Annotated in this window: 24 protein-coding genes; 20 read left to right on the top strand and 4 right to left on the bottom strand. The window is 34.5% G+C overall.

Annotated features, from left to right (window positions below; all coding sequences use genetic code 11):
- Positions 1–158: 158 nt before the first annotated feature.
- Both MODO_RS19485 and MODO_RS13435 read right to left on the bottom strand, forming a co-directional pair.
- Complete coding sequence (locus tag MODO_RS19485) at positions 159–305, bottom strand: hypothetical protein (protein WP_006258234.1); 147 nt, start codon at positions 303–305, stop codon at positions 159–161.
- Positions 283–876: an ATPase gene (locus tag MODO_RS13435; RefSeq protein ID WP_006258233.1), complete on the bottom strand. Its 594-nt coding sequence runs from the start codon at positions 874–876 to the stop codon at positions 283–285. The genes MODO_RS19485 and MODO_RS13435 overlap by 23 nt, the downstream gene beginning before the upstream one ends.
- Positions 877–1,418: 542 nt before the next feature.
- Here MODO_RS13435 and MODO_RS13430 point away from each other — a divergent pair.
- The 10 genes from MODO_RS13430 to MODO_RS13385 all read left to right on the top strand — a co-directional run bounded on the left by MODO_RS13430 (position 1,419) and on the right by MODO_RS13385 (position 12,609).
- Entirely contained in the window at positions 1,419–1,766 is a 348-nt protein-coding gene (locus MODO_RS13430; protein ID WP_006258232.1) for a hydrogenase maturation nickel metallochaperone HypA/HybF, read from the top strand.
- A 10-nt stretch (positions 1,767–1,776) separates the two neighbouring features.
- The gene (hypB, locus tag MODO_RS13425) at positions 1,777–2,484 is read left to right on the top strand and encodes a hydrogenase nickel incorporation protein HypB (protein WP_006258231.1); all 708 of its coding nucleotides are present in this window, start codon (positions 1,777–1,779) and stop codon (positions 2,482–2,484) included.
- A 7-nt stretch (positions 2,485–2,491) separates the two neighbouring features.
- Positions 2,492–2,941, top strand: a complete 450-nt coding sequence (locus MODO_RS13420; RefSeq protein ID WP_059051221.1) for an urease accessory protein UreE — start codon at positions 2,492–2,494, stop codon at positions 2,939–2,941.
- A gap of 199 nt (positions 2,942–3,140) precedes the next feature.
- A complete protein-coding gene (locus MODO_RS13415) occupies positions 3,141–4,148 on the top strand; it encodes an ABC transporter substrate-binding protein (protein ID WP_006258229.1) in 1,008 nt (335 codons plus the stop codon).
- Positions 4,149–4,155: 7 nt separating this feature from the next.
- Entirely contained in the window at positions 4,156–5,154 is a 999-nt protein-coding gene (locus tag MODO_RS13410) for a FecCD family ABC transporter permease (RefSeq protein WP_006258228.1), read from the top strand.
- Positions 5,151–5,918: an ABC transporter ATP-binding protein gene (locus tag MODO_RS13405; RefSeq protein ID WP_039329999.1), complete on the top strand. Its 768-nt coding sequence runs from the start codon at positions 5,151–5,153 to the stop codon at positions 5,916–5,918. The genes MODO_RS13410 and MODO_RS13405 overlap by 4 nt, the downstream gene beginning before the upstream one ends.
- An 8-nt stretch (positions 5,919–5,926) precedes the next feature.
- Positions 5,927–6,433, top strand: coding sequence for a GNAT family N-acetyltransferase (locus tag MODO_RS13400; protein WP_059051219.1), 507 nt, complete (start codon positions 5,927–5,929; stop codon positions 6,431–6,433).
- Positions 6,434–6,646: 213 nt separating this feature from the next.
- Positions 6,647–9,073 (top strand): TonB-dependent receptor, encoded by a 2,427-nt coding sequence (locus MODO_RS13395; RefSeq protein ID WP_059051216.1) that lies wholly within the window; start codon positions 6,647–6,649, stop codon positions 9,071–9,073.
- Positions 9,074–9,223: 150 nt separating this feature from the next.
- Complete coding sequence (locus MODO_RS13390) at positions 9,224–10,780, top strand: DUF1186 domain-containing protein (RefSeq protein ID WP_039330505.1); 1,557 nt, start codon at positions 9,224–9,226, stop codon at positions 10,778–10,780.
- An 86-nt stretch (positions 10,781–10,866) separates the two neighbouring features.
- Positions 10,867–12,609: a Fic family protein gene (locus MODO_RS13385; RefSeq protein WP_059051215.1), complete on the top strand. Its 1,743-nt coding sequence runs from the start codon at positions 10,867–10,869 to the stop codon at positions 12,607–12,609.
- A gap of 169 nt (positions 12,610–12,778) precedes the next feature.
- Here the strand turns inward: MODO_RS13385 and MODO_RS13380 are convergent, their stop codons facing one another.
- Entirely contained in the window at positions 12,779–13,249 is a 471-nt protein-coding gene (locus MODO_RS13380; protein ID WP_232279330.1) for an OsmC family protein, read from the bottom strand.
- A 158-nt stretch (positions 13,250–13,407) separates the two neighbouring features.
- Here MODO_RS13380 and MODO_RS13375 point away from each other — a divergent pair, with 158 nt between their 5' ends.
- The 10 genes from MODO_RS13375 to MODO_RS13330 all read left to right on the top strand — a co-directional run bounded on the left by MODO_RS13375 (position 13,408) and on the right by MODO_RS13330 (position 20,978).
- Positions 13,408–13,794 carry a hypothetical protein gene (locus MODO_RS13375; RefSeq protein WP_039329991.1) on the top strand — a complete coding sequence of 129 codons (387 nt, stop codon included), beginning with the start codon at positions 13,408–13,410 and terminating at the stop codon, positions 13,792–13,794.
- A gap of 128 nt (positions 13,795–13,922) precedes the next feature.
- A complete protein-coding gene (ureA, locus tag MODO_RS13370; protein WP_006258220.1) occupies positions 13,923–14,225 on the top strand; it encodes an urease subunit gamma in 303 nt (100 codons plus the stop codon).
- A 16-nt stretch (positions 14,226–14,241) separates the two neighbouring features.
- Complete coding sequence (ureB, locus tag MODO_RS13365) at positions 14,242–14,616, top strand: urease subunit beta (protein WP_006261509.1); 375 nt, start codon at positions 14,242–14,244, stop codon at positions 14,614–14,616.
- Positions 14,613–16,334, top strand: a complete 1,722-nt coding sequence (ureC, locus tag MODO_RS13360) for an urease subunit alpha (protein WP_006258218.1) — start codon at positions 14,613–14,615, stop codon at positions 16,332–16,334. Before ureB ends, ureC begins: the two co-directional genes overlap by 4 nt.
- 88 nt (positions 16,335–16,422) lie before the next feature.
- Complete coding sequence (locus tag MODO_RS13355; RefSeq protein ID WP_039329990.1) at positions 16,423–16,920, top strand: urease accessory protein UreE; 498 nt, start codon at positions 16,423–16,425, stop codon at positions 16,918–16,920.
- Between the two features lie 3 nt (positions 16,921–16,923).
- Positions 16,924–17,616: an urease accessory protein UreF gene (locus tag MODO_RS13350; RefSeq protein ID WP_006258216.1), complete on the top strand. Its 693-nt coding sequence runs from the start codon at positions 16,924–16,926 to the stop codon at positions 17,614–17,616.
- A gap of 12 nt (positions 17,617–17,628) precedes the next feature.
- Entirely contained in the window at positions 17,629–18,267 is a 639-nt protein-coding gene (gene ureG, locus MODO_RS13345) for an urease accessory protein UreG (protein WP_006258215.1), read from the top strand.
- A 1-nt stretch (position 18,268) separates the two neighbouring features.
- Positions 18,269–19,057 carry an urease accessory protein UreD gene (locus MODO_RS13340; RefSeq protein WP_058699808.1) on the top strand — a complete coding sequence of 263 codons (789 nt, stop codon included), beginning with the start codon at positions 18,269–18,271 and terminating at the stop codon, positions 19,055–19,057.
- Positions 19,058–19,098: 41 nt separating this feature from the next.
- Positions 19,099–20,010: an urea transporter gene (locus tag MODO_RS13335; RefSeq protein WP_006258213.1), complete on the top strand. Its 912-nt coding sequence runs from the start codon at positions 19,099–19,101 to the stop codon at positions 20,008–20,010.
- A gap of 80 nt (positions 20,011–20,090) precedes the next feature.
- Positions 20,091–20,978: a helix-turn-helix domain-containing protein gene (locus MODO_RS13330; RefSeq protein WP_006258212.1), complete on the top strand. Its 888-nt coding sequence runs from the start codon at positions 20,091–20,093 to the stop codon at positions 20,976–20,978.
- Positions 20,979–21,051: 73 nt separating this feature from the next.
- On the opposite strand, the gene MODO_RS13325 is transcribed toward MODO_RS13330, so the two are convergent.
- Positions 21,052–21,681, bottom strand: coding sequence for a TetR/AcrR family transcriptional regulator (locus MODO_RS13325; protein WP_006258211.1), 630 nt, complete (start codon positions 21,679–21,681; stop codon positions 21,052–21,054).
- Positions 21,682–22,722: the final 1,041 nt, after the last annotated feature.

Genomic DNA, 22,722 nt, shown 5'->3' with positions numbered 1-22,722 from the left:
ATCGTTAAATATTCGGCTTTTTTGTTTTCTTTTTAGATTATAGGTAAGGTTTTTTATTGCATTTGTCCTGAATATAGATTTACGTAAAACGATTACTGTAAACTAAAAAGGCTATCCGAGTAATCAGATAGCCTTCATCTATTATATTCAATCAAATACTAAGGGTTTAACTTGACGATTTTCCCATCTCGTATTACAACTATTTTACTCTTTTTTTCTTTCTTAAAAGCGATCATATTCTCATAGGCAAGCTCTAATCCTTTTATGATCTTTTCTTTTCTTTTAGCTCTTTCTTCTGCTGTCATAATATTGTTTTAATGCATTAAACTTATCAGGATTGTGAATAGATATCAATTCTCCAATATGTTTTTCTGCGATTAGCAAATGATTCCCTTCTGAATTATCAAATATAAGACATTCATCCACTATATCTAAATAAATATCAAAAAGATTTATAATTCCATTTATGTAACGACGTTCAATCACATCTACTGGGATATTATGTCCACCTTCCTTAACCCTTTCTTTTACCCTTTCTTTCGCTAATTGAAAATCCTTAAGCCAAAAAAATAATAGCGTTACATTATATCCGTTTTCTTTTGCATATAAAATCTTCTGTTTATAGCTTTTGGTTGCTAGAGTTGTCTCAAATGAAAAATCTTCGTTATCCTTAAAGAGCTCGTTAATTCTATTAAGCATAATTCTTCCTGCTTCAAACGCTACTTTTTCTGGCTGAAATGGAGATAAGCCTTTAGCTATTTCATCAGCATTTACAAACTCTTTACAGTCTAAAATCTTTGGTAAAATGGTAAAAGAAGCAGTTGTTTTTCCTGCTCCATTACAACCTGCTATTATATATAGGTTCTTTTCCCTCATTCTCTTAGTTTTCATAAAGATACATTTACCAATTATTTAAAACAAAAGAATATTTACACTAAAATACTTTGTCTTATTCAATTGTGTTTGTAAAGAAAGTATTTCACAGTCAACTTTGTGAGGTTTTTATGTGTCTTCCTCGTTCCTTCATTTCCCTATATCCACTACTCTTAAAGAAATGTGAATGCCTATTTTATGGTAGTATAGTCAAGATTTGTGCTATTCTTGATGGAGAAGTGTTTTTACATTTGTACCGTTAATAAAGGGGGCGTGGCTAGTATGTGATTGGTTTTGATTTATTAACAACAGCAATTCTTAGAAATACCACTTTAAAGTATTTTGTAAAGAAAAGTGAAATTAGTGTCTATTCAAACCGAAAAGAATAGTACTGACCTAATCAGCGAGAATCCACACTAATCAAAAAACAGTTTAACTGTAAAGAATTACTTCAAGTTTCACAGTTAAACAAAAAAGGGTCTAAAAATTGTAGATACCTTTTTATCTGTTATAGTAGAGTATATATAGAATTAAAATGTAAAGCGATGCATGAATTGTCAATCGTGAAAGATATCTTTTCTACACTAGAAGAGCACTATGAGGCTAAGGTAGAAGATATTCAGAAAATACAGGTCACAGCAGGGTTGTTATCTAATGTACAGCCTGTGCTGATACAGAACGCCTTTGATGCCTTTATCATCGATAATGAGGTTTATAGAGACATGGAGTTAGAGGTGGTGGTCAATGATATCATAGCGCATTGTCACAGTTGTGATAAAGACTTTAAGGTAGAGTATCACCGATTTGTTTGCCCATGTGGTACTCCGTCAGCTGATATTGTACAAGGCAACGAATTATATATTTCAAAAGTAATATTTAAACAATCATTATAAATCATTATTTATGGCATCGAATCCAAAAAGTTTAGGAAATCGCGTAGGTTCATTACAATGTGATAATACCACATTACACTTGTTAAAAGCAAATGACTTTGTAGCTAATGCTATTAGAGAACGCTTAAAGAATGTTTGTGTTATTAATGTTTGTTCTTCTCCTGGTTCTGGTAAGACAACTTTAATGCAAGAAACAGGTAAACGTCTAGGAAAAGACTTAAACATATCAGTATTAGTAGGTGATCCAGAGACTGATAGAGATGCTGTTCGTATGAAAGAAGTAGGGTTAAATGCACTTCAGATCGTAACAGGAGGAATGTGTCATATTGAAGCACAGATGATTCTTCAAGCTTTAGATCATATTGACCTAGAAGGAACGGATTTATTATTCATAGAGAACGTAGGGAACTTATTATGTCCATCTGCTTTTGATTTAGGAGAAGACTATAGAGTTACTTTATTAGCAACTACAGAAGGAGATGACAAGCCGAAGAAATACCCTCGTATGTTTTTGACTAGTGAATTAATGTTAGTGTCTAAAGCCGACTTACTTCCTTATGTTCCTTTTACAGTAGAGAATGTAACGAAAGATGCTAGAGAGGTTAACCCAAATATCGAAGTATTGACGATTAGTACAACGAATGGAGAGGGAATAGACGAGTGGTGCGAATGGTTAAAAGAACGTGTAAAAGCTAAAAAAGCAAACGCAGCAGAGTAATTCACCTATGCAACAAACAATTTATATAGATGATATTCAACCTCGTGAACGAATTGTTGAGGGAATAGATGTATTTGAAATCGAATGGTTCGAAACACAAAAGCATCTATTTCATCGATTGACTACTAACGGGGTTGAACTACATCTACTGAAGGAGAATAGGGACTGGCAACACGCTGATTCATTGTATTGTCAAGGAGAATTAATCGCTCAACTTGTTATTAAACCCACTTTAACAATACAGTTTAAATCGGATAAAGGACAAGAGGTAGCTGATTTCTCTTTTTATATAGGCAATAGGCATCTACCTGTGTTTATAGAAGGAGATAACACCTTCTTAGTGCCTTATGACGGTAATCTATATGAACAATTGGCAAACAAGTTTGCAAATAATATTGTGCTAGAGAAGAGACAGTTGCTCACACAACATTTGCTTAAAAAGAAATACAGTAAATAGGGAACTGAAAACAGGGAACTGGAAACTGAAAACAGGAAACAGAAGCCTGATAGTACTGTAAACCGTAAACTGTAAACTGTAAACCGTTAACTGTAAACCGTAAACCGTTAACTGTAGACCGTTAACTGTAAGCTGTTAACTATAAACCGTACTCAGTTGTCGCAGATTTGTAATCCGTGACGAGTAAATTCTAAGAATTATGAAATTAAGATATTTATTAACTGTATTGTTTTCACTTGTATTATTACAATCGTGTAAACAAAGTACAGAATCAACACAATCTACAGAACCAACCTCAACAGAACTTGTAGCAATAGACAGTAGAGGTAAAGAGGTTCGTTTATCTAAGCCTGCTACTAGAGTAGTAGCTTTATACGAGGCTCTAGTAGACGATGTATTTATGTTAGATGCACAAGAGAAGTTAGTGGGTATTCCTCAACAAATTTATTTGAATGAAGATACTTTCTCTTTTCTATCTACTTTAGATAGTCGTATGGCAAAGAAAGAGATTGCCACACCTACTTTCGGTGGAGGGTCTTCTAATGTGGAGGCGATTATAGGACTTCAGCCAGACTTAGTCATCACTTTTGATCAAGATGCAGAAGCTGTAGCGCAACTAGAAGATCTAGGTATCGCAGTATTTACCATTGCAAGTGAAGATCAAAAAGGAATTATCAGTGAACTTAAGGGAATAGGAACACTACTGGGGAAAGCTGATCGTGCTACTAAAATCACAGATTATATAGAAAAAGAAGTAGTAGAAATGGAAGCTTCTAAGGTAGAAAGCCCAAAGAAAGTATATTATGCTTGGTCTAAAGGACGAGTGCTTTCTACTTCGGGTAAAGGTACTTTAATGGATATGGCGATTACATTATCAGGTGCTATTAATGCATGCCCTTTAGAGATGCAAGCTCCTAATGTAGGAGCGGAGATGCTGTACAAATGGAATCCTGATATCATCCTTCTGTGGAACTCAAATGAGCGTGATGTATATGGGTTAAGCGAATTAGCTAATCTACCTGCAGTAGTAAATAAACAAGTAAAGGTCATGAAGCCTTCATTCTTATACGATCCTCACACAGTGAAGTTTTTATTATTTGCCAAACAAGTTCGTCAATGGAGTTACCCTGAGTACACAGAAGATGCACTAAGAGCAGAGATAGATGAAGCGATGAATATATTATACAATACAAAAGGTCAGAAATAAACCATATATGAGATATAGCATTAAAGTTGGGTTATTGTGGATTATCCCTATTTGGTTATTAATAGGGTCTCTTATGTTGGGAACTACGGGGACTTTATCTCCAGCAGAACTATTTAGCCATGCTGTGAAGTGGTTTAGTAGTTCAGAACTTTCTACAGACCCGATAGAGACTATTTTGTGGAAAGTGCGTTTGCCTCGTATTATCTTAACCTTTTTAGTAGGAGCTTCTCTTGCTGTATCAGGAGGAGTGTTACAAGCCATCTTTCGCAACCCTATAGTAGACCCTTTTACTTTAGGTATCTCTTCAGGAGCTGCCTTCGGAGCTGCTCTAGCTATGCTATTTCCTTTTATATCGATTAATCTATCTGCCTTTGCCTTTGGGATATGTGCTGTAGCATTGACTTATACAGTATCTTATGCAGGGAGTCGTACTTCTATAGTAAGTATGGTCTTGTCAGGGATTATCGTATCAGGAGTATTTACAGCTTTGCTAACCTTGTTACAATACATGAGTGACCCTTATAAACTACAAGCGATAGTACAATGGACAATGGGAAACTTACACACCGCTTCTTGGTCTAAAGTATATACCGCTTTTGCACCTATACTTTTGGGCTTATTTATAATTGTATTACTGCGTTGGAAGCTTAACCTTTTGTCGTTAGGAGATAATGAAGCTTTAGCCGTAGGGGTGAACCCGAAGTATTTGAAGCTTGTTCTTATCTGTGTAGCGACGATGATTACTGCTTCTTCGGTAGCTGCAGTTGGAGTGATTAGTCTATTCGGACTGATCGTACCTCACATGAGTAGAATGGTATTCGGACCTAATAATAATATTGGCGTTTGGGCTAATATCAGTATAGGAGGTTCTTTTCTATTGTTGATAGATGATTTCTCTCGTGCTGTAATGCCTTTTGAGATTCCAGTAGGAGTGTTTACGATGATTATAGGAGCACCTATATTTATTTATTTGATGAAGAAGAGTTTAACGAGTTGGAGCGCATGAGACAGTTGATAGAAATACAAGACTTAGTGTTTTCTTATGCTAAAGAAGTGGTCTTAGACAGGGTGAATGCGTCTTTTGAGCGAGGTAAACTCTCTATTATACTAGGGCGAAATGGAAGTGGTAAGTCTACGATGTTTAATATCCTAGCAGGTTTAGAAAAGAAGTATCACGGACAGGTGTGTTTTGATGGACAAGAACGCAGAATGATTAAACTTGGAAAAGAACAATATATGCGTATAGGATTCTTAAATCAGTTTCATCAGACTACTTTTCCTTTTACGGTGAAAGAAGTTATTCTAACAGGGAGGGCTTCTTTTGCGAAGTTTGCTCCTGCAGAACAAGATTTTCAAGAGGTAGTCGATATATTATCTCGCTTTCAATTATCTCATCTGATAGATAAGCCTTATACCTCACTTTCGGGTGGAGAGCGTCAGTTAGTCTTATTGTGTAGAGTATTAGTGCAAAAGCCAGAGGTGTTGATGCTTGATGAGCCTACTAATCATTTAGATTTACATTATCAGGTAGCAGTATTGAAGTGTATTAAACAATTAGCAGAAGAAGGTACTACTGTACTCTGTGTAATGCATGACCCCAATCTTGCGTTTATGTATGGAGAGCGATTTTATCTGATGCAAAATAAACAGTTGATAGATATTCAAGAGGTACAAGGGGAAGAGTTACACCGATTGTTAGAAGAGACTTATCAGTTGCCATTACACCGTATAGATAATCAAGGCAAACCTATGTTTATGCCTTTAATATAGTTGGTATTATGAATATTCAGATCAGTAAAGTAGAGTTACACCAAGCTCAAGATATAAAAGAATATGTCAAAGCATTCAGAAAAGGTCTTTTTCCTATGCTAGATAGTACTATAGTCCCCCGAGACCTTTTACACTTTGAACAGACTTATCTCTTACATCCAGATGGATGTTTTCTACAGGCAAGAGATTGTGATGATAATATCATGGGTGTGATAGGGATGATGCCTTATGATTATCGGTTTGACTATTTAGATTATAGAGATAGTCGTACAGTAGAGGTCGCTCGTCTTTTTGTAGAACCTGCTTATCGAAGAACGGGATTAGCAACCATGTTGTTTAATGCTTTATTAGAAGTAGCCAAGGAGAAAGGGATAGATATACTGTATTTACATACGCATCCTTTCTTAACAGGCGCTTTTGAATATTGGCAAAAACAAGGTTTTCAACTCATTAAAACGACGATGTATGGTGAGTTTGAGACATTACATATGGATAGAACGGTTAGGGATAAATAGTACGGATTATAAATTGTTACTATGAGTTTACAGCACCTCTAGCTTTGAATAAGAATTGAGTGATTATAATGTAAGTTCATGGTGAGTCCGTTAATTTAAGCAAAATAACGGACTCACTACGGACTCATAACGGACTTACTACGGATTCATTCCCAAGTAGTAACAAACTTTAGGAGATCTATATCGGATATAAATTAAGAAACACATTTACTAATGAAAACATATTTACGTAAATCAGGAATAATAGCATTGTCTCTATTACTTCCTTATCTCTCTAATGCCCAAACTTCTCAGAAGATATCGGGTAGAATATTAGGAGAGAAGAATAATCCCATAGCTTATGCTACTGTTACGATCGGTACTGATCATGTAGAAGAGAGTGATGAGCGAGGGGAGTTTAAAACAATAGATCAAGTACAGTTTCCTCTGTTATTACAGATTAATGCCCTAGGCTATAAGCAGAAGTCAGTAGAACTTACAGAGGAGAACTATAAAGAAGGTTTTGTCGTTAAGCTTGAAGAAGATGTGAGTCAATTGCAAGAGATTCTAGTAACGGCAAGAAGAAATAATTCATATTTAACCAACTCTACAGTATTAGGGGGAAAGTACAATGGGAGAATAAAGGATTTGCCTCAGTCTATTTCGATTGTATCAAGTGAGTTAATGGAGGACAAACAAGTGTTCCAAGTAGCAGATGTAATCCCTGATTTGGCAGGTGTAACACAAGCATCTGTATATGATGAGTTTGTTATTCGTGGATTTAAAAGTGGTTATGACAATGGTATTCGTCTAATAAATGGAATGCGTTCTGCCTATGGTTTTGGAGAGAGTTACTATCGTTCGCCGATGACGATTAACTTTGAGAGTATTGAAGTACTTAAAGGACCAGGGGCTTCTTTATTTGGAGATATTGCTCCTGGGGGAACAATTAATATGGTGACTAAAAAACCATTAGTAAATCATAAAGGATTAATTAATTTCTCAGCAGGGAGCTTTGAGACTTTAAGAACTACTATTGATGTAGGAGGACCTATTGATAAAGATAAGAAGATATTATATCGTTTAAATGCAGGGTACGAAAGTTCTAAAACCTTTAGAGATATTAATAACCGCAAGAACTTCGCAGTAGCACCTTCGTTCACGTTTAAACCAGTGGAGGGAACAACGTTTGATGTAGATTTAGTATTCGATCAATTCAATGGTTATTTAGATAGAGGTATGAGTACTAAGGGAGGAGATTTATACGCTTTGCCACGTACATTTACCTTGAGCCAACCTTCAGATTACTTTAGGACCAAGACTACGACACTTAGCGGACGCTTAACACAGCGTATTACAGATAATGTAAATCTACATGTGAATTATATGAAATCTATCTATGAAGAAGATTTAAATGAGCACAGAACACTAAATACGTATGCTAACCCACCTGAGAACACAGTGGTGAATCTGCGCTTCTTTGATCGTCATGGTAAGGAGTATACGGATAACTTCGTATCTTATTTAAAATGGGATAAATATGGTAAGAATATTGACCACCATATCGTAGTTGGAGTAGATTATGCTCAGTATAAGGGTGATAAAAATAGCTACCAACGCGAGGCGCGTAGTAAGAAAGAGAATGGAGAGGTAGTCGCATTGACTTTTGACATGAATAATCCTGTATATCAAGGTGCTGATATTACTAATTATGTATGGAGATCAAATACACAATATCCTTTTATGAGTCCTTACAAGAGCACAGGAGTTTATATCCAAGATCAAATCTCTGTAGGAGAAAGATTAAAAATGGTATTGGGATTGAGACATGAGAGTTATAAGTCAGAGAGTACAGATACCAAGGTCCCTTTTACAGCCACTCAGAATGCTTGGCTACCTAGAGTTGGGTTAACTTATTTAATCAATGATAAGATTAATTATTTCGCTAGTTATTCTCAGGGGTATGTGCCAGTGGCTGCTAACTTTGTAGCAAATTATAAAGATTACGGAGCGGATAGTGCGTTTAAGTCAGAGAAGAGTTTCCAAGTAGAGACAGGGCTAAAAACAGGTTTCTTTGATAATCAGTTGCAAATGGATTTCTCTTTATTTAGAATTGAGAGAAGAGATATGCTTATCGGTACAGGACAGTTGACAGAAGCAGGATTACCAGTGTATAGACAGTCAGGTAGAGTAATCTCTCAAGGGGTAGAGTTAGATATGAGAGGACAGCTTACAAAAGAGTTTCAAATTATGGCCAACTATACTTATAATGACACAGAGGTAAAAGAGTCTGCTATCGCTTCAGAAGAAGGACAATTGTTACCTGGAGCTCCTAAGAACTCAGCTAGTATTTGGTTAAAGTATGTTTTTTCAGATACAGCACTTAAAGGGTTGGGATTCGGAGCAGGAGCTTATTATGTCGATCAGAGAAGGTTAAGTGAAAGTGTAGGTAAAGATACTCAGGGGAATGCTCAGTGGGGATATCTACCAGCTTATATGACGGCGAATGCAGCAGTGTATTATCACTTAGATAAGTTTAAATTAGCTGTCAATGTGAATAATATATTTGATAAATATTACTTCCTTGGAGGTTTTGACTATACGAGAGTATTCGCAGGCGCACCTCGTAATGTGATGGTGTCTTTAGGATACAATTTTTAGATATTTATATCACGGATTTTAAATTTTTGACAGCAATCTGTGATAACATTTAATACATCTTATTTTAGATAAAAAGAAAACCTTAATAGAGTTTATTCTGTTAAGGTTTTTTTGCTTTATTTTAGCATAAGTATTTTAATAATTCTAATGATGGCAAAACTAAAGCAAATAGGTTATACTATTACTTATGATCAACTAGTAGATGAAAAAATAACTCCTAAGGTTGCAAAATTAATGGGAGAGATGCATGAAGTGGCAATACAAGGAAGTAAAAATGGAGATAAGTTATTAGAGAAAACGATTGCTACGTACCCTAGTATTCCTCAGTTTAAAAATTATTTATCGATTTGGTATAACACAAAAGGTAATACCAAGAAAGCCATTGAGGTGAATGACAGTATAATAAAAAAGCACCCAGAATATTTATTTGCTAAGGTTAATAAAGCAGCAATGTGTATTGATAATCGAGACTTTGATACGGTAATAAAACTTTTGGGTAGTTCTTTAGACCTTAAGGTATTGTATCCTGAGCGAACAGTATTTCATGTAAGTGAAGTAGAAGCAATGTCTAATATAGCTGTTCAGTATTATGTCTATAAAGGAGATTTTGAGCAAGCCAGAATAAGACTCGATATACTTAAAGAGATAAATCCAGAATCAGTATTAATAGATGCTTTTGAGAATTTTATTCTTGCTACAGAGGTTCTTAGTAAGAGTACTATGGAGACAGAAGATTTTATGAGAACAACTATTAAGCAGCCTAAGACAAGAAAGAAGTTAGCACCTAAGTTTAGCCATAAAGAGATAGAACTTCTTTACAAACAAGAAGTACTTAGTGAAGAAGATATTCAGATGTTGTTAGCTTTACCACGTGCCACTTTGATAAATGACTTAGAGACTGTGTTAGAGGATAGTATTGCTCGTTATACATATTTTAGTAAAGAGGAATTTGATAGTTCTAATTATAATTTTGTTTTTAATAGTTTATTATTATTAAGAGAATTAAAAGCAACAGAGAGTTTACCTAAATTATTGCATGTATTAGCACAGAGTGAAGAATACTTATACATGTATTTTGCTGATCTGTTACCTGAATATCTATGGATGATTATCTACGAATTAGGACAAAACCAAATAGAGGTATTATTAGATTACGTCAAAAAACCACTTATATATACTTATTCTAAAACATCAGTTACATCTGCTATTTCACAGTTAGCTTTGTTTCAACCTAAAAGACGTAGAGAGGTTATAAAGTGTTTGAAAGATGTCATGAATTATTATATCAAGGGTAAAGAAGAAGAAATAGACCCTGATTTTATAGGTCTTTTAATAGGAGATGTTGTTGATATTCAGGCAAAAGAATTATTGCCAGAGATTGAGAAGTTATTTGAATTGGAGTATGTTGATTACATGGCTTGTGGAGATCTAGAAGAGATTATGATGTTTCTTACAGGAGATTTAGATGAAGTATTACAATTAGAAATAAAGACTATTGGACAAATCAATATGATGTTAGAAGGTAATGAAGATCTTGATGATGATATGGATAGTTTTAGTAATGAGATGTATAATGATTTTATTTTAAATCAGTTCACTAATCATCAAATTATCAATTCGCAAAAGGTTAATAGAAATGATCCTTGTCCTTGTGGAAGTGGTAAGAAATATAAGAAGTGTTGTTTATTAAAGAATACTAATGCTTAGTCAAGAGAAAATAAAGTAACAAAAACCTCAATAGATGCATTCTATTGAGGTTTTTTATTTGCTAAAAAAGATTAAGTTTCTTTGAATTGATTTATTTTATTGGTTTCGTAATCAGTATTTTAGTTGTAGTTAATAATGCTAAAGCTATGTTCGAAAATAAGCATCTAGAATTTAAACAACAGCTAACTTCAGATTTAGAAAAAGAAGTTGTGGCTTTTTTAAATAGCAATGAAGAGGGTGTACTCTATATAGGTATTAATAATAAAGATACTCCTATAGGAGTAAAGAATCTTGATCAGGATCAACTAGTTATTAAAGATAGGTTAAAGACTAATATACTTCCTTCGTGTTTAGGACTATTTGATCTAGTTGTTGAAAATACAGAGGGCAAGAATGTTATAAAAATTATTATAGCAGGTGGATCTGAGAAACCTTATTATATTAAGAAATATGGAATGTCAGAGAAAGGAACATTTATTAGAATAGGAAGCTCTTCAGAACCCATGACCACTAAACTAATAGAAGATTTGTATAGTAAACGAACTAGGAACTCTATTAGTAAGATTAGATCTCCTAAACAACAATTACAGTTCCAGCAACTACATATCTATTTTCAGTTTATCAATAAGACATTAAATGAACAGTTCGCAACTAATCTAGAGCTTTTAACCGAGAAAGAAGAATATAATTATGTCGCTTATCTAATGAGTGACAGTAATAGTGTCTCTGTTAAAGTAGCTCGTTATATAGGGCTAGATAGGGTAGAGTTAGAAGAGAGTAATGAGTTTGGTTATGAATCACTGATAAAAGCAACTCACCAAGTATTAGATAAATTAAATGTAGAGAATCGGACTCTAGCTAAAATCACAGCAAAAGAAAGGAAAGAAAGGCGTTTATGGAATGTAATCGCTTTGAGAGAAGCTGTTTTAAATGCCTTTGTACATAATGATTATACTCGAGAGATCGCTCCTAAGTTTGAGATATTCGATGACCGATTAGAGATTACTTCCTATGGAGGATTGCCTGATGGACTGTCAAAAGAAGAGTTTTTTTATGGTTTCTCTGTACCGCGAAATAAAGAGATTATGCGAATACTTAAAGACCTGGACCTAGTAGAACAGTTAGGGTCCGGTGTCCCTAGAATATTGCAGGCCTATGGTACAGATTGCTTTCAGTTTTCAGAAAACTTCTTGAAGATTACCCTTCCTTCAGTAGAACCAATTGTACTTGTTGAACGTGATAACGTGCAAGACAACGTGCAAGATAACATCCATGACAACGTGCAAGATAACATCCATGACAACGTGCAAGATAGCATGCAAGACAATATGCAAGATAACATGCAAGACACCATGCAAGATACCGTGCAAGACATCATCCATGATAGCATCCATGATAGCATCCATGATAACATCCATGACAACGTGCAAGATAACATCCATGACAACGTGCAAGATAGCATGCAAGACACCATGCATGATAACGTGCAAGACACCATGCAAGATACCGTGCAAGACATCATCCATGATAACGTGCAAGACACCATGCAAGACAACGTGCAAGATAGCATTCATGATACCATGCAAGATAGTCCACAAGTTATAGAGCTTTTAAAAGCTTTTATTGATATACACAGTAGAGAAGAATTACAAGAGAAATTAGGGCTACTAAATAGAGATAATTTTAGAAGAAATTACTTGCAAGCAGCACTTGAAAGAGAATATATTGCTTTGACAATACCTGATAAACCTACGAGCCGTAACCAGAGGTACTATTTAACTGAAAAAGGGAAAGCAACAGCAAAGAGTTTACTTAAAAAGAAACCGTAGTAGAATGCTATGAGTTGATTTTATTCTTTAGTAGTGATTATAGGATGTTTGATTTTTTTTAGAAATATGTATTAGTATTGTGGTGTATTTAGCAAGAATGATTACTTCTTTAGGGTTTCAGTATTATTATTTTGGATAAAAACAATGCCGTCGACAACTTCTTAGATGTCTATTGTTGTACAAGGATAGTAGGATTGTGTTTGATAGGGAAGTTTATAGAGTTAGCGATGAAGCAATATTCATTGGCTTTATGATGTAGTTCTTTTGCTTTTTCGACCATATCTTTATTAGCTACAACTACCGTAGGATGGAGTGTTACTTCAGTGAATTTACCTTTGCCATCTACTTCTTCTATCATTACACCAGTCACATGATCTGTATATGCTACTACAATAATATTATTTACAGAGCAGAAGTGTAAGTACCACAACATATGGCAAGAAGATAGAGAAGAAATAAGCATATCTTCAGGGTTGTGTCTGGTCTTATCTCCTCTAAAAGCAGGGTCAGATGAACCTAATATAGCAGGTTTATAATCAATTGTAATAGTATGATCTCTTTCATAGTTCTTGTAGTTATCAGTTCCAGTTCCTTTGTTCCCTGTCCACTCTATGGTAGCTTGATAGTTATGTGTTTTCATTGTTGTGTGTTTTATGTCCATAAAGATAAGGACAAGTTTAACGATTTGTATTCTCAATTGCCTATTTTATGGTAGTATAGTCAAGATTTGTGCTATTAGATGGAGTATATAGATTTTATCTTTGTGGCATAATTAAGAACAAGGTATATAACACTGTTATGAAAGCATTATCTCGAATTATCGTTTTGTGTTTTTTTCTCTTTCATTTTGGATTTGTATTTGCAAGCCAACGTGTAGAGACAGGGAAGAATTATGCCGCATCAGGTAAAGTTTTGTTATCTGATCAAGTTAGCAAGAAAGAAGCATCTAAAGTTTTTTGTCAAATAGAAGTAGAAGTGGAGTATTTAAAATCGTTAGATACTAATGACTTTTCTAGTGATAAAATAGATTTAGGTGATGTACTACACTTTCTGCATACATACGTTTTTAATGAGCGTTTTACTACACCCGTTTTAAGTGAGGACAATGTATCTGCTTATCTGCAACAGCATAGAGCAAAGTACTTATTATACCAGACACTTAAGATTCCTCATGGGATAGTTTAAAAAATAATGGCTACAGGGTAATTGTGGTCAAATCTTTGCTACTTAGTTAATCAATCAATATGTAGCCAATGTAGTTAAATCTATGTTGGAGTGTTATTCTATTTTTTCAATTTTAATTAAAAATATATATGCATTTATTACCGAGAGAAACGGAAAAGTTGCTTTTGCACTTGGCTGGTGAATTAGCCAAAAAACGCAAGGCTAGAGGGGTAAAACTAAATTATCCTGAATCTATAGCCTATATCAGTAGTGAGCTTCTAGAAGCGGCACGAGATGGAAAAACAGTAGCAGAGTTAATGCAGTATGGAGCTACACTATTAACACGTGAAGATGTAATGGATGGAATTGCCGAGATGATTCACGATGTACAGATAGAAGCTACTTTCCCTGATGGAACAAAGCTAGTGACAGTACACAACCCTATTAGATAATTTAATACGTCAACAAATGGTTCCAGGAGAATATTTTATTAAAGAGGAAGATATTATCTGTAATGAAGGTAGAGAGATTACTACCATTACAGTGGTTAATAAAGGAGATAGACCTATCCAAGTGGGGTCTCACTATCATTTTTTTGAAGTAAATAAAATGATGGAGTTCGACCGTGCTGCGGCATTTGGTAAACGATTAAATATTATTGCCAGTACAGCTGTTCGTTTTGAGCCAGGAGAAGAAAAAGAGGTAGACTTAGTACCTTATGCAGGTGCACGAAAGATATATGGACATAACGATTTAGCTAATGGAGAGACTATCTCTGAAGAAGCTAAAGCTATAGCGATGAAAAAAGTAGAGAAACAGTACTTTAAAAACAAATCATTATGAGTTTAAAAGTTGGTAGAGCAAACTACAGTGCAATCTTTGGTCCTACAGTAGGAGATAGAGTGCGTCTAGGAGATACAGAGATTATCATTGAGGTAGAGAAAGACTTTGCAAGTTATGGGGATGAGAGTAAGTTCGGTGGAGGAAAAACTGTACGTGATGGAATGATGCAATCTTCTAATCATCTTAGTCATGAAGGGGTGTTAGATATGGTGATTACAGGAGCTATTATTATTGATCACTGGGGTATCGTGAAAGGAGATATCGGTATTAAAGATGGTAAGATAGTAGGTGTAGGTAGAGCAGGTAACCCTGATACGATGGATGATGTGAGTCCTAATATGATTATCGGGGCTTCTACAGAAGTACATGGAGGAGCAGGGTATATCGTTACAGCAGGAGGTATAGACACTCATATTCATTATATCAGTCCTACACAGATAGAGACAGCCCTTTATAGTGGAGTGACTACCATGATAGGAGGAGGTACTGGACCAGCAGATGGAACAAATGCAACAACTGTGACTCCTGGTAAATGGAGTATTAGACGTATGATGCAAGCTGTGGATCACTTACCTATGAATTTCGGTTTCTTCGGAAAGGGAAATGTAGGTACAGAACAGCCTATTATCGAACAGATCGAAGCAGGAGCTTTAGGAGTAAAGATACACGAAGACTGGGGAGCTACTCCAGCTACTATCGATAGAGCGTTATCTGTAGCTGATCAATATGATGTGCAGGTAGCGATACACACAGATACGTTAAATGAAGGAGGATTCTTAGAAGACACAATGCAAGCAATTAATGGACGTGTAATCCATACATTCCACACAGAAGGAGCGGGAGGAGGACACGCACCTGATATTATAAAATCTGCAATGTACCCTAATGTATTACCTGCATCAACTAACCCGACAAGACCATTTACAAAGAATACAATCGATGAGCACTTAGATATGCTGATGGTGTGTCACCACTTGAGTAAAGATATTCCAGAAGATGTAGCTTTTGCAGATTCGCGTATTCGCCCTGAGACTATTGCGGCTGAAGATATCTTGCAAGACCAAGGAGTATTTAGTATCATGAGTTCTGATTCTCAAGCTATGGGACGTGTAGGTGAAGTAGTCACTAGAACATGGCAAACAGCTGATAAGATGAAGAAACAAATCGGTAGTCTAGCAGAGGATAAGGGAACAGGGAATGATAACTTCCGTGCAAAAAGATATGTAGCGAAGTATACAATCAACCCTGCTATTGCTCATGGGGTATCTAATTATATCGGGTCAATAGAACCAGGTAAAATAGCCGATTTAGTGATATGGAAACCAGCTTTATTTGGTGCGAAACCAGAGATGATTATCAAAGGAGGAATGATAGCGGCTTCTAAGATGGGAGATGCAAACGCGTCTATCCCTACACCACAACCTATTATCTTAAGAACGATGTATGGAGGATTAGGAAAAGCAGTAACTACTACTTGTTTTAACTTCGTCTCTAAGGTATCTCTAGAAAAAGGTATTCAAGAAGAATACGGGGTCGCTAGAACATTGCTTCCAGTGACTAACTGTCGTAATATCTCTAAAGCAGATATGATTCACAATCATGCTACACCAGAGATTATTGTGAATCCAGAGAACTATGAGGTAAGTATAGATGGTAAGAAAATCACTTGTAAGCCAATAGATGAGGTAGCACTAGGACAGCGATATTTCTTGTTTTAAACTATAAGAAACAACAAACAAATAAACCAACAACAAGAGAATACAAGGTTTCTTAACCCTGTATTCTCATTTTTAAGTAAACGTAAGAATGCTAGTAACTCAAGCGATAAGAAATTGTAAGTCAGAAGAGATAGAGAAGCATATCGATTATTTATACATCGAATGGTATCAAGTAGAGAAGCGTATTCAGCGTCTAGTGACAGCTGATGGGGTATCTATTGCTATTCGTTTTTTAGGTAAAGGGCAGAGTTTAAAAGATGGAGATATCCTATATGAAGACCAGCAAAAAGTAATCATGGTATCTATTTTGCCTTGTGAAGCTATTTCCTTTACAGCATCTGATATGAAAACATTAGGTTTAGTGGCTTATGAAATAGGAAATAAGCATATCCCACTTTTTGCTGAAGGTAATAGCTTATATATGCCTTATGAACGTTCTATGCAGGAGTGGTTTGATAAAAATGGATATACAACAGAGGTTATAGAAAAGAAGTTGAGATGTCCACTAAATGCAAATGTTGATTTTGAACAGCATAAGAAGTTTACGTTTACACTGCCTAAAGGTAGTTTATCATTAAAATTATAGAGTATGCAAGAGTCATTTTTAGGAAGGTTATTGCATTTAGCAGATCCAGCATTACCCATAGGGGGATATACACATTCTAATGGGTTAGAAACCTATGTTCAGAATGGGATGGTGTGTGATAAGGCATCAGCAGATCAGTATATAAGACATAATCTATGGTATAATATTAAGTACAATGATGCAGCACTGATGAAGTTGGCCTATGATGCTACTGTGTTAGGAGATATTAAAGAACTAATTGCATTGGATCAAGAGTGTAATGCGCTGAAAGGACCAATGGAAATAAGACAAGGTAGTCAGAAGCTGGGATTGCGTTTATATAAGATATTTAGTAGATACAGTGGAGAGCATGCTGTAGTACAACAATGGGAACAATTGATTAAGGCAAAAGAAACTTATAATCACTATTGTATCCTTTATGGAGTCTTTGCAGCAGTAATGCAAATTCCTTTAGTAGAAGCTATGCATGCATATTACTACAATGCAGCTATAGGGATGGTTACCAATGCTGTAAAGCTAGTACCACTAGGGCAACTAGATGGGCAAGATATTCTGTATTACTTACACGATGATTTATTGAAACTAAGTGAAGAGTCATTAGTAATGGATAGAAACCTTATCGGTCTGTGTAATATTGGTTTTGACATCAGATGTATGCAACACGAACGCCTTTATTCAAGACTTTATTTATCATAAACAATCAACAATATGGAAAATAGAAAATATATTAAAATAGGAGTAGGAGGACCTGTTGGATCAGGTAAAACAGCTCTACTTGAACGATTGAGTCGTCGATTATTAAATGAATATGATCTAGCTGTAATTACTAATGACATTTACACTCGTGTAGATGCAGAGTTTATGGCTAAGAATAGTCTATTGCCAAAAGATAGAATTATAGGAGTAGAGACAGGAGGATGCCCTCATACTGCTATACGCGAAGACGCGAGTATGAATCTGGAAGCTGTAGATGAGTTAGCTAATCGTTTTCCTGATTTAGAGTTGATTTTTATTGAGAGTGGAGGAGATAACTTATCTTCTACCTTTAGCCCTGACTTAGCCGACATTACTATTTTCGTATTAGATGTAGCAGAAGGGGAGAAAATGCCAAGTAAAGGAGGACCAGCCATCACACGTTCTGACCTGTTGTTAATCAATAAGAAAGACTTAGCTCCTTACGTAGGTGCAGATCTAAATGTGATGGAGGCAGATGCAAGACGAGTGAGAAAAGGAGCCCCTTTCTTATTCTCTAATTTAAAAACAGGAGAAGGGTTAGAAGATATAGTGGGTTGGATTAAAAAATATGCTTTGTTAGAGGATATTGAAGAACCTAATTTATTGAGATAGTATGATTTCATCATTAGACATTAGAGTTGAGCAACGTGAGGGAGCTTCTTATTTAAAGGACGCTTACGTTACTCAACCTTTTCGAATTGTACCAGTAGGGCAATATAAGAGAGATAAGGCAGCTTATCTAATGATTATGAGTTCTTCTCCAGGACTGTTAGACAATGATGATCATCGCATCTCTATTCACCTTGCTAAGTACACTAAACTTCAATTACAGACACAAGCGTATCAACGTCTTTTTCACATGAAGAATAAGTCGATGCAAACCGCTGTAATAGATATGAAAAAGGGAAGTGCTTTTGCCTATGTTCCTCATCCGGTAGTGCCTCAGAGTTCATCTACTTTTATCAGTCGTAATAAAGTAGAAATGAAGGAAGATTGTCATTTTTTACTTTCTGATATTATTACTTGTGGAAGGAAGTTATCAGGAGAAGAGTTTGAGTACAATCACTTTCAGAATTTGACTGAGATTTATGTAGAAGGTAAGCTTAAAGTAAAGGATAATGTATTGTTACAACCTGACTTAATGCCTATTAAAGAGATAGGTATTCTAGAGGGATATACTCATCAGGGAACTCTGATTTATTACAATACCGCCAATGTATCTGTACTAGAATACATAGAATTTTTCTATAAACAGTATGGAGAGAAAGAAGGAATCGAATTCGGTATAAGCTTATTAGAAGGAGATGGATTTATGATTCGAGTTTTAGGACAAGGAGCAGAAAAGCTATTCAATATATTTCAAACAATTCAACAGAAGCTATGGGATGAGTTGTTTTTATAACAGCCTAAGTAGATTTTAATTAAAAACTCAAAAATAAAACTATGAAAGAACTTATAGTTCATTGTTTTAAGGCCTTTTTTAGAGGTTTTGGACAGATTATGTTACAAGCCAATGCAATAACAGGAATGCTGTTCTTGGCAGCAATATATTACGATTCTACCAATATGGCGTTAGCGGCATCTCTGAGTAATATAGTAGCTATTATAACAGCGAAGTTGTTGAGATTTGATAGGCAGGACATAGAGAATGGACTATATGGGTTTAATTCATGTCTGATAGGGGTAGCTTTAATATTTTATTTTGAACCTAGTATTTGGGTATATGCGATGATGATTATTTCATCTGTTTTATCAACCATTATAATGGGATGGGCAATAAAAAAGGAATTACCAGCTTATACATTTCCTTTTATTCTTTTTACTTGGATTTCACTGTTTATTCTAAGTATCCCTGATTTAGCTATTCGTTCTGTACCTGAGCACTTTGTAGATATAGAAGAGTTAGATGACTTTTTAATTCAAGGCCATGCTTTTGGACAAGTATTATTTCAAGGGAGCTTTGTAGCAGGAGTTGTATTCTTTTTGGGAGTGTTTATCAGCCGACCTATACAGGCATTATATGGTTTTGTAGCAGTGATTGTCAGTGTGTATATTTCGCATAGTAGTCATGCCTCTAATGCTTTAATTAGTGAAGGAGTATTTAGTTTTAATGCGGTATTATGCGGTATTGCTATGGGAGAGGATAAAGTACGTGCAGGAATGTATGTGTTAATCAGTGTAATTATCTCTACCTATTTCGATATTTTTATGATTAAGTATGGATGGACTACTTTGACATTCCCTTTTGTATTTGCGATGTGGGTGATGTATCCTATCAAGCAGTTAGACAAATGGATAGTGAAGAAATTAGAAGAACTAGGAATTACTAATCTTATTGATAGAATATCTAAGTAATATTGGCAAAATATTAGCTATAGACTATTGATAATGATCTATTTATTTTATAAAATTTGCCTTAATTATTTGGTTGAAATATGTCGAAGCCGTCTATTGAAATATTGAACAACTATCAGTATAAGAAGTTGTTTTTGCCTCATTTGGATAATAGTTATTTAGAGAATGATAGCAAGATTCAAGTTTATCGTTTAGAAGACTATTTAAGGGGAATTTTAATGCCTGTTATCCCTTATCGTACCACATTTAATTTTATGATTATGTTGACTACGGGGGAGATGACACAGTATTTAGATAGTGGAGCTTATACTTTGTCTAAACATGAGATTATCAATGTCAAGAATGGAAATATAACAGCAACCCTATCTATATCAGAGGATATCAGGGGGTATTTTGTTATATATGAGAACGATGTGGTTACAGATATATCATTAGGAGCAACTGATTTAAAGTTTTTTGCCATGAATCCTCATGTAAAGCTTAATGAGATGAATGCGAGTTGGGTAGGTAGAACATTAGATTTGCTAGAAGAAGAATCTTTAAGTGAAAATAGAGATGTAGAGATTTGTGTTACTTTGTTAGAGGCTATATTAATGAAGGTAATTCGCGTTGATATGGAAAAGAAGACTCCGATGAGTAGACAACTAGATATTGCCTTTCGCTTCAGAGAGTTGGTACAGAAATTTCATATCGACCATAAGAATGTACTGTTTTATGCTAACCTTCTTCACATCTCAGAGAATTATCTCAATAAATGTGTCAAGGAAGCTACTAATAAACCACCTAAACAGTGGATTAATGAGATTAGTATCTTACATAGTCAAATACTCTTACAAGATAAAACAAGAGATATTGCAGGTATCGCTTTTGAATTAAAGTATAATTCACCTTCTTATTTTACAAGGTTATTTAAAAAGGTGACAGGGTATTCACCTAGTGATTATCGCAAACATAAGTTTATATTATAACTTGTCTAGTATTGACAATGTTTAAAACAAGAAAGAGAATAGATATAAGTTATACTATTCTCTTTCTTGTTTTTTACTTTTCGTAGGCCTTGTCTATAATAGAGTTCATTGCCTCTTTTATCTTTTGTCTTCCTTCATCACTGTGGAGGTCTATACCACAGAAATACCTTCCATTGTGTTCAGCGTATAAGTTGAGGTAATAAGCCCCAGATACAAGAATAGCCATTAAAGCGCGATAATTATCTGCTTTATCACCAAAGTGATGATCAGATACATTCTTAAATAGTACTTCTCCTATATCTTCCTGTTTAGTTATAATTCTTTTTAAAGAATCTCTGTCTTCGGATAATTGCCAAAGCATTAGTTTTTGAAACTCCTTGTTTTGTTGAACAAAGTCGTATTGTTCAGCTAATAATGCTTTACCCATTTCTTTTCCGCCATCTTTAGTGGCTTCGTCTAACAATAAATCAGGATCTATATTGTTCCAAAAATATTGGGAGTTGATATACTCATCAAGTAATTGATCTACACCTCCAAAGTAATTATAGATAAGTTTTTTGTCTAAGCCTGCCGTTGCAGCGATATCATTTACTTTAAGAGCAGAATAGCCTTTTTCCTTTAAGATTATTCCTACTGCTTGAAGTAATGTTTCTTTACTTTTTTCTTTATTTCTCTCTCTTGGTTTTTCCTTTTTCTCTGACATAATGAAGTAAAAAAAATATTTTATCAAAAGTACTAATTATTAAGTCACCATTAAGTGATTTGTTATATATTTGCTCTTCATAAGAGACTCTCTAGGTATTGAAATCTTAGTATTAATGAAGGATACTTAATGTTTTCTGTTAAGAATATTTCTTTTAATAAGAAGTATTGATTTGATTAGAGGTTTTGTTGAAAATAGAATTAGAGTCAATATTCTTGCTTATATACAGTAAAGAAGTAATTGTAAAAAATAGTTATAACGTCATAAATAGGAGTATTATGATAAAATGGATATTAAGTGCTGTTGTCGTGATTTATTCTCTTGTAAGAGAGTTTATAACGCATTTACTATAATACTGCGCTTTGTAGTTATACGATAAAATATAGTTCTGGCCGAATTATAGATACGTTGTTTGTAGTAGGTTTCTAGTTAGTGTATTATCTAACTAGAACCTATGTTTTTTTAATCGGTCATTTACTAAGCTTTATTAGTATCCTGTATAGGTGCTGGATAATGTATAATATTAATGGAAAAGAAAAGTAGAAATAAGAGTCAAGTATCTTTAGATATTTGGCTCTTATTTTTTTAAAATATTATTTTAATGTTCAGAAAGACAGTAAGAGTAGTTGAATAAATGATAAAAGCATCAGAGAATTAAATATTCACCATTAGCGATTGTTTGTTGTAAAATAAGATTGTAATTTAACGATTAATCACTAGAGGTATACATGAGGTGTTTATAGACTAGAGGGGAGTCGCCTATGGTGACTAGAAGGTTTTTGTAAATTATTTTTTACAATTGTTATTTTATGAGTTTTAATCGTGTATTTGTATAATATTTTTATTTATTGTGTATAAATGTTTGTGTAGTATTAAATATTGTTGGTTAAGTTCTATTTTTGTATTGCTAGTAATTATGATAAAATAATAAATAGTGTGTTCGTTTTATAGGTGTTTGAGACTAGTGAAATTGCTGAAAAGATCTAATAGAAGAATGATTAGGTACAAAATTTTATACAAAATAGATTAATTGGTGCGATT

The organism is Myroides odoratimimus (genome assembly GCF_001485415.1).
In the GTDB taxonomy this organism is placed as follows: domain Bacteria; phylum Bacteroidota; class Bacteroidia; order Flavobacteriales; family Flavobacteriaceae; genus Flavobacterium; species Flavobacterium odoratimimum.
This window is presented reverse-complemented; position numbering and strand designations above follow the sequence as displayed.

Bases quoted from the DNA above. Each gene is read 5' to 3' on its own strand.
- MODO_RS19485 (WP_006258234.1), bottom strand. From the start codon at position 305: ATGACAGCAGAAGAAAGAGCTAAAAGAAAAGAAAAGATCATAAAAGGA.
- MODO_RS13435 (WP_006258233.1), bottom strand. From the start codon at position 876: ATGAGGGAAAAGAACCTATATATAATAGCAGGTTGTAATGGAGCAGGA.
- MODO_RS13430 (WP_006258232.1), top strand. From the start codon at position 1,419: ATGCATGAATTGTCAATCGTGAAAGATATCTTTTCTACACTAGAAGAG.
- hypB (WP_006258231.1), top strand. From the start codon at position 1,777: ATGGCATCGAATCCAAAAAGTTTAGGAAATCGCGTAGGTTCATTACAA.
- MODO_RS13420 (WP_059051221.1), top strand. From the start codon at position 2,492: ATGCAACAAACAATTTATATAGATGATATTCAACCTCGTGAACGAATT.
- MODO_RS13415 (WP_006258229.1), top strand. From the start codon at position 3,141: ATGAAATTAAGATATTTATTAACTGTATTGTTTTCACTTGTATTATTA.
- MODO_RS13410 (WP_006258228.1), top strand. From the start codon at position 4,156: ATGAGATATAGCATTAAAGTTGGGTTATTGTGGATTATCCCTATTTGG.
- MODO_RS13405 (WP_039329999.1), top strand. From the start codon at position 5,151: ATGAGACAGTTGATAGAAATACAAGACTTAGTGTTTTCTTATGCTAAA.
- MODO_RS13400 (WP_059051219.1), top strand. From the start codon at position 5,927: ATGAATATTCAGATCAGTAAAGTAGAGTTACACCAAGCTCAAGATATA.
- MODO_RS13395 (WP_059051216.1), top strand. From the start codon at position 6,647: ATGAAAACATATTTACGTAAATCAGGAATAATAGCATTGTCTCTATTA.
- MODO_RS13390 (WP_039330505.1), top strand. From the start codon at position 9,224: ATGGCAAAACTAAAGCAAATAGGTTATACTATTACTTATGATCAACTA.
- MODO_RS13380 (WP_232279330.1), bottom strand. From the start codon at position 13,249: ATGAAAACACATAACTATCAAGCTACCATAGAGTGGACAGGGAACAAA.
- MODO_RS13375 (WP_039329991.1), top strand. From the start codon at position 13,408: ATGAAAGCATTATCTCGAATTATCGTTTTGTGTTTTTTTCTCTTTCAT.
- ureA (WP_006258220.1), top strand. From the start codon at position 13,923: ATGCATTTATTACCGAGAGAAACGGAAAAGTTGCTTTTGCACTTGGCT.
- ureB (WP_006261509.1), top strand. From the start codon at position 14,242: ATGGTTCCAGGAGAATATTTTATTAAAGAGGAAGATATTATCTGTAAT.
- ureC (WP_006258218.1), top strand. From the start codon at position 14,613: ATGAGTTTAAAAGTTGGTAGAGCAAACTACAGTGCAATCTTTGGTCCT.
- MODO_RS13355 (WP_039329990.1), top strand. From the start codon at position 16,423: ATGCTAGTAACTCAAGCGATAAGAAATTGTAAGTCAGAAGAGATAGAG.
- MODO_RS13350 (WP_006258216.1), top strand. From the start codon at position 16,924: ATGCAAGAGTCATTTTTAGGAAGGTTATTGCATTTAGCAGATCCAGCA.
- ureG (WP_006258215.1), top strand. From the start codon at position 17,629: ATGGAAAATAGAAAATATATTAAAATAGGAGTAGGAGGACCTGTTGGA.
- MODO_RS13340 (WP_058699808.1), top strand. From the start codon at position 18,269: ATGATTTCATCATTAGACATTAGAGTTGAGCAACGTGAGGGAGCTTCT.
- MODO_RS13335 (WP_006258213.1), top strand. From the start codon at position 19,099: ATGAAAGAACTTATAGTTCATTGTTTTAAGGCCTTTTTTAGAGGTTTT.
- MODO_RS13330 (WP_006258212.1), top strand. From the start codon at position 20,091: ATGTCGAAGCCGTCTATTGAAATATTGAACAACTATCAGTATAAGAAG.
- MODO_RS13325 (WP_006258211.1), bottom strand. From the start codon at position 21,681: ATGTCAGAGAAAAAGGAAAAACCAAGAGAGAGAAATAAAGAAAAAAGT.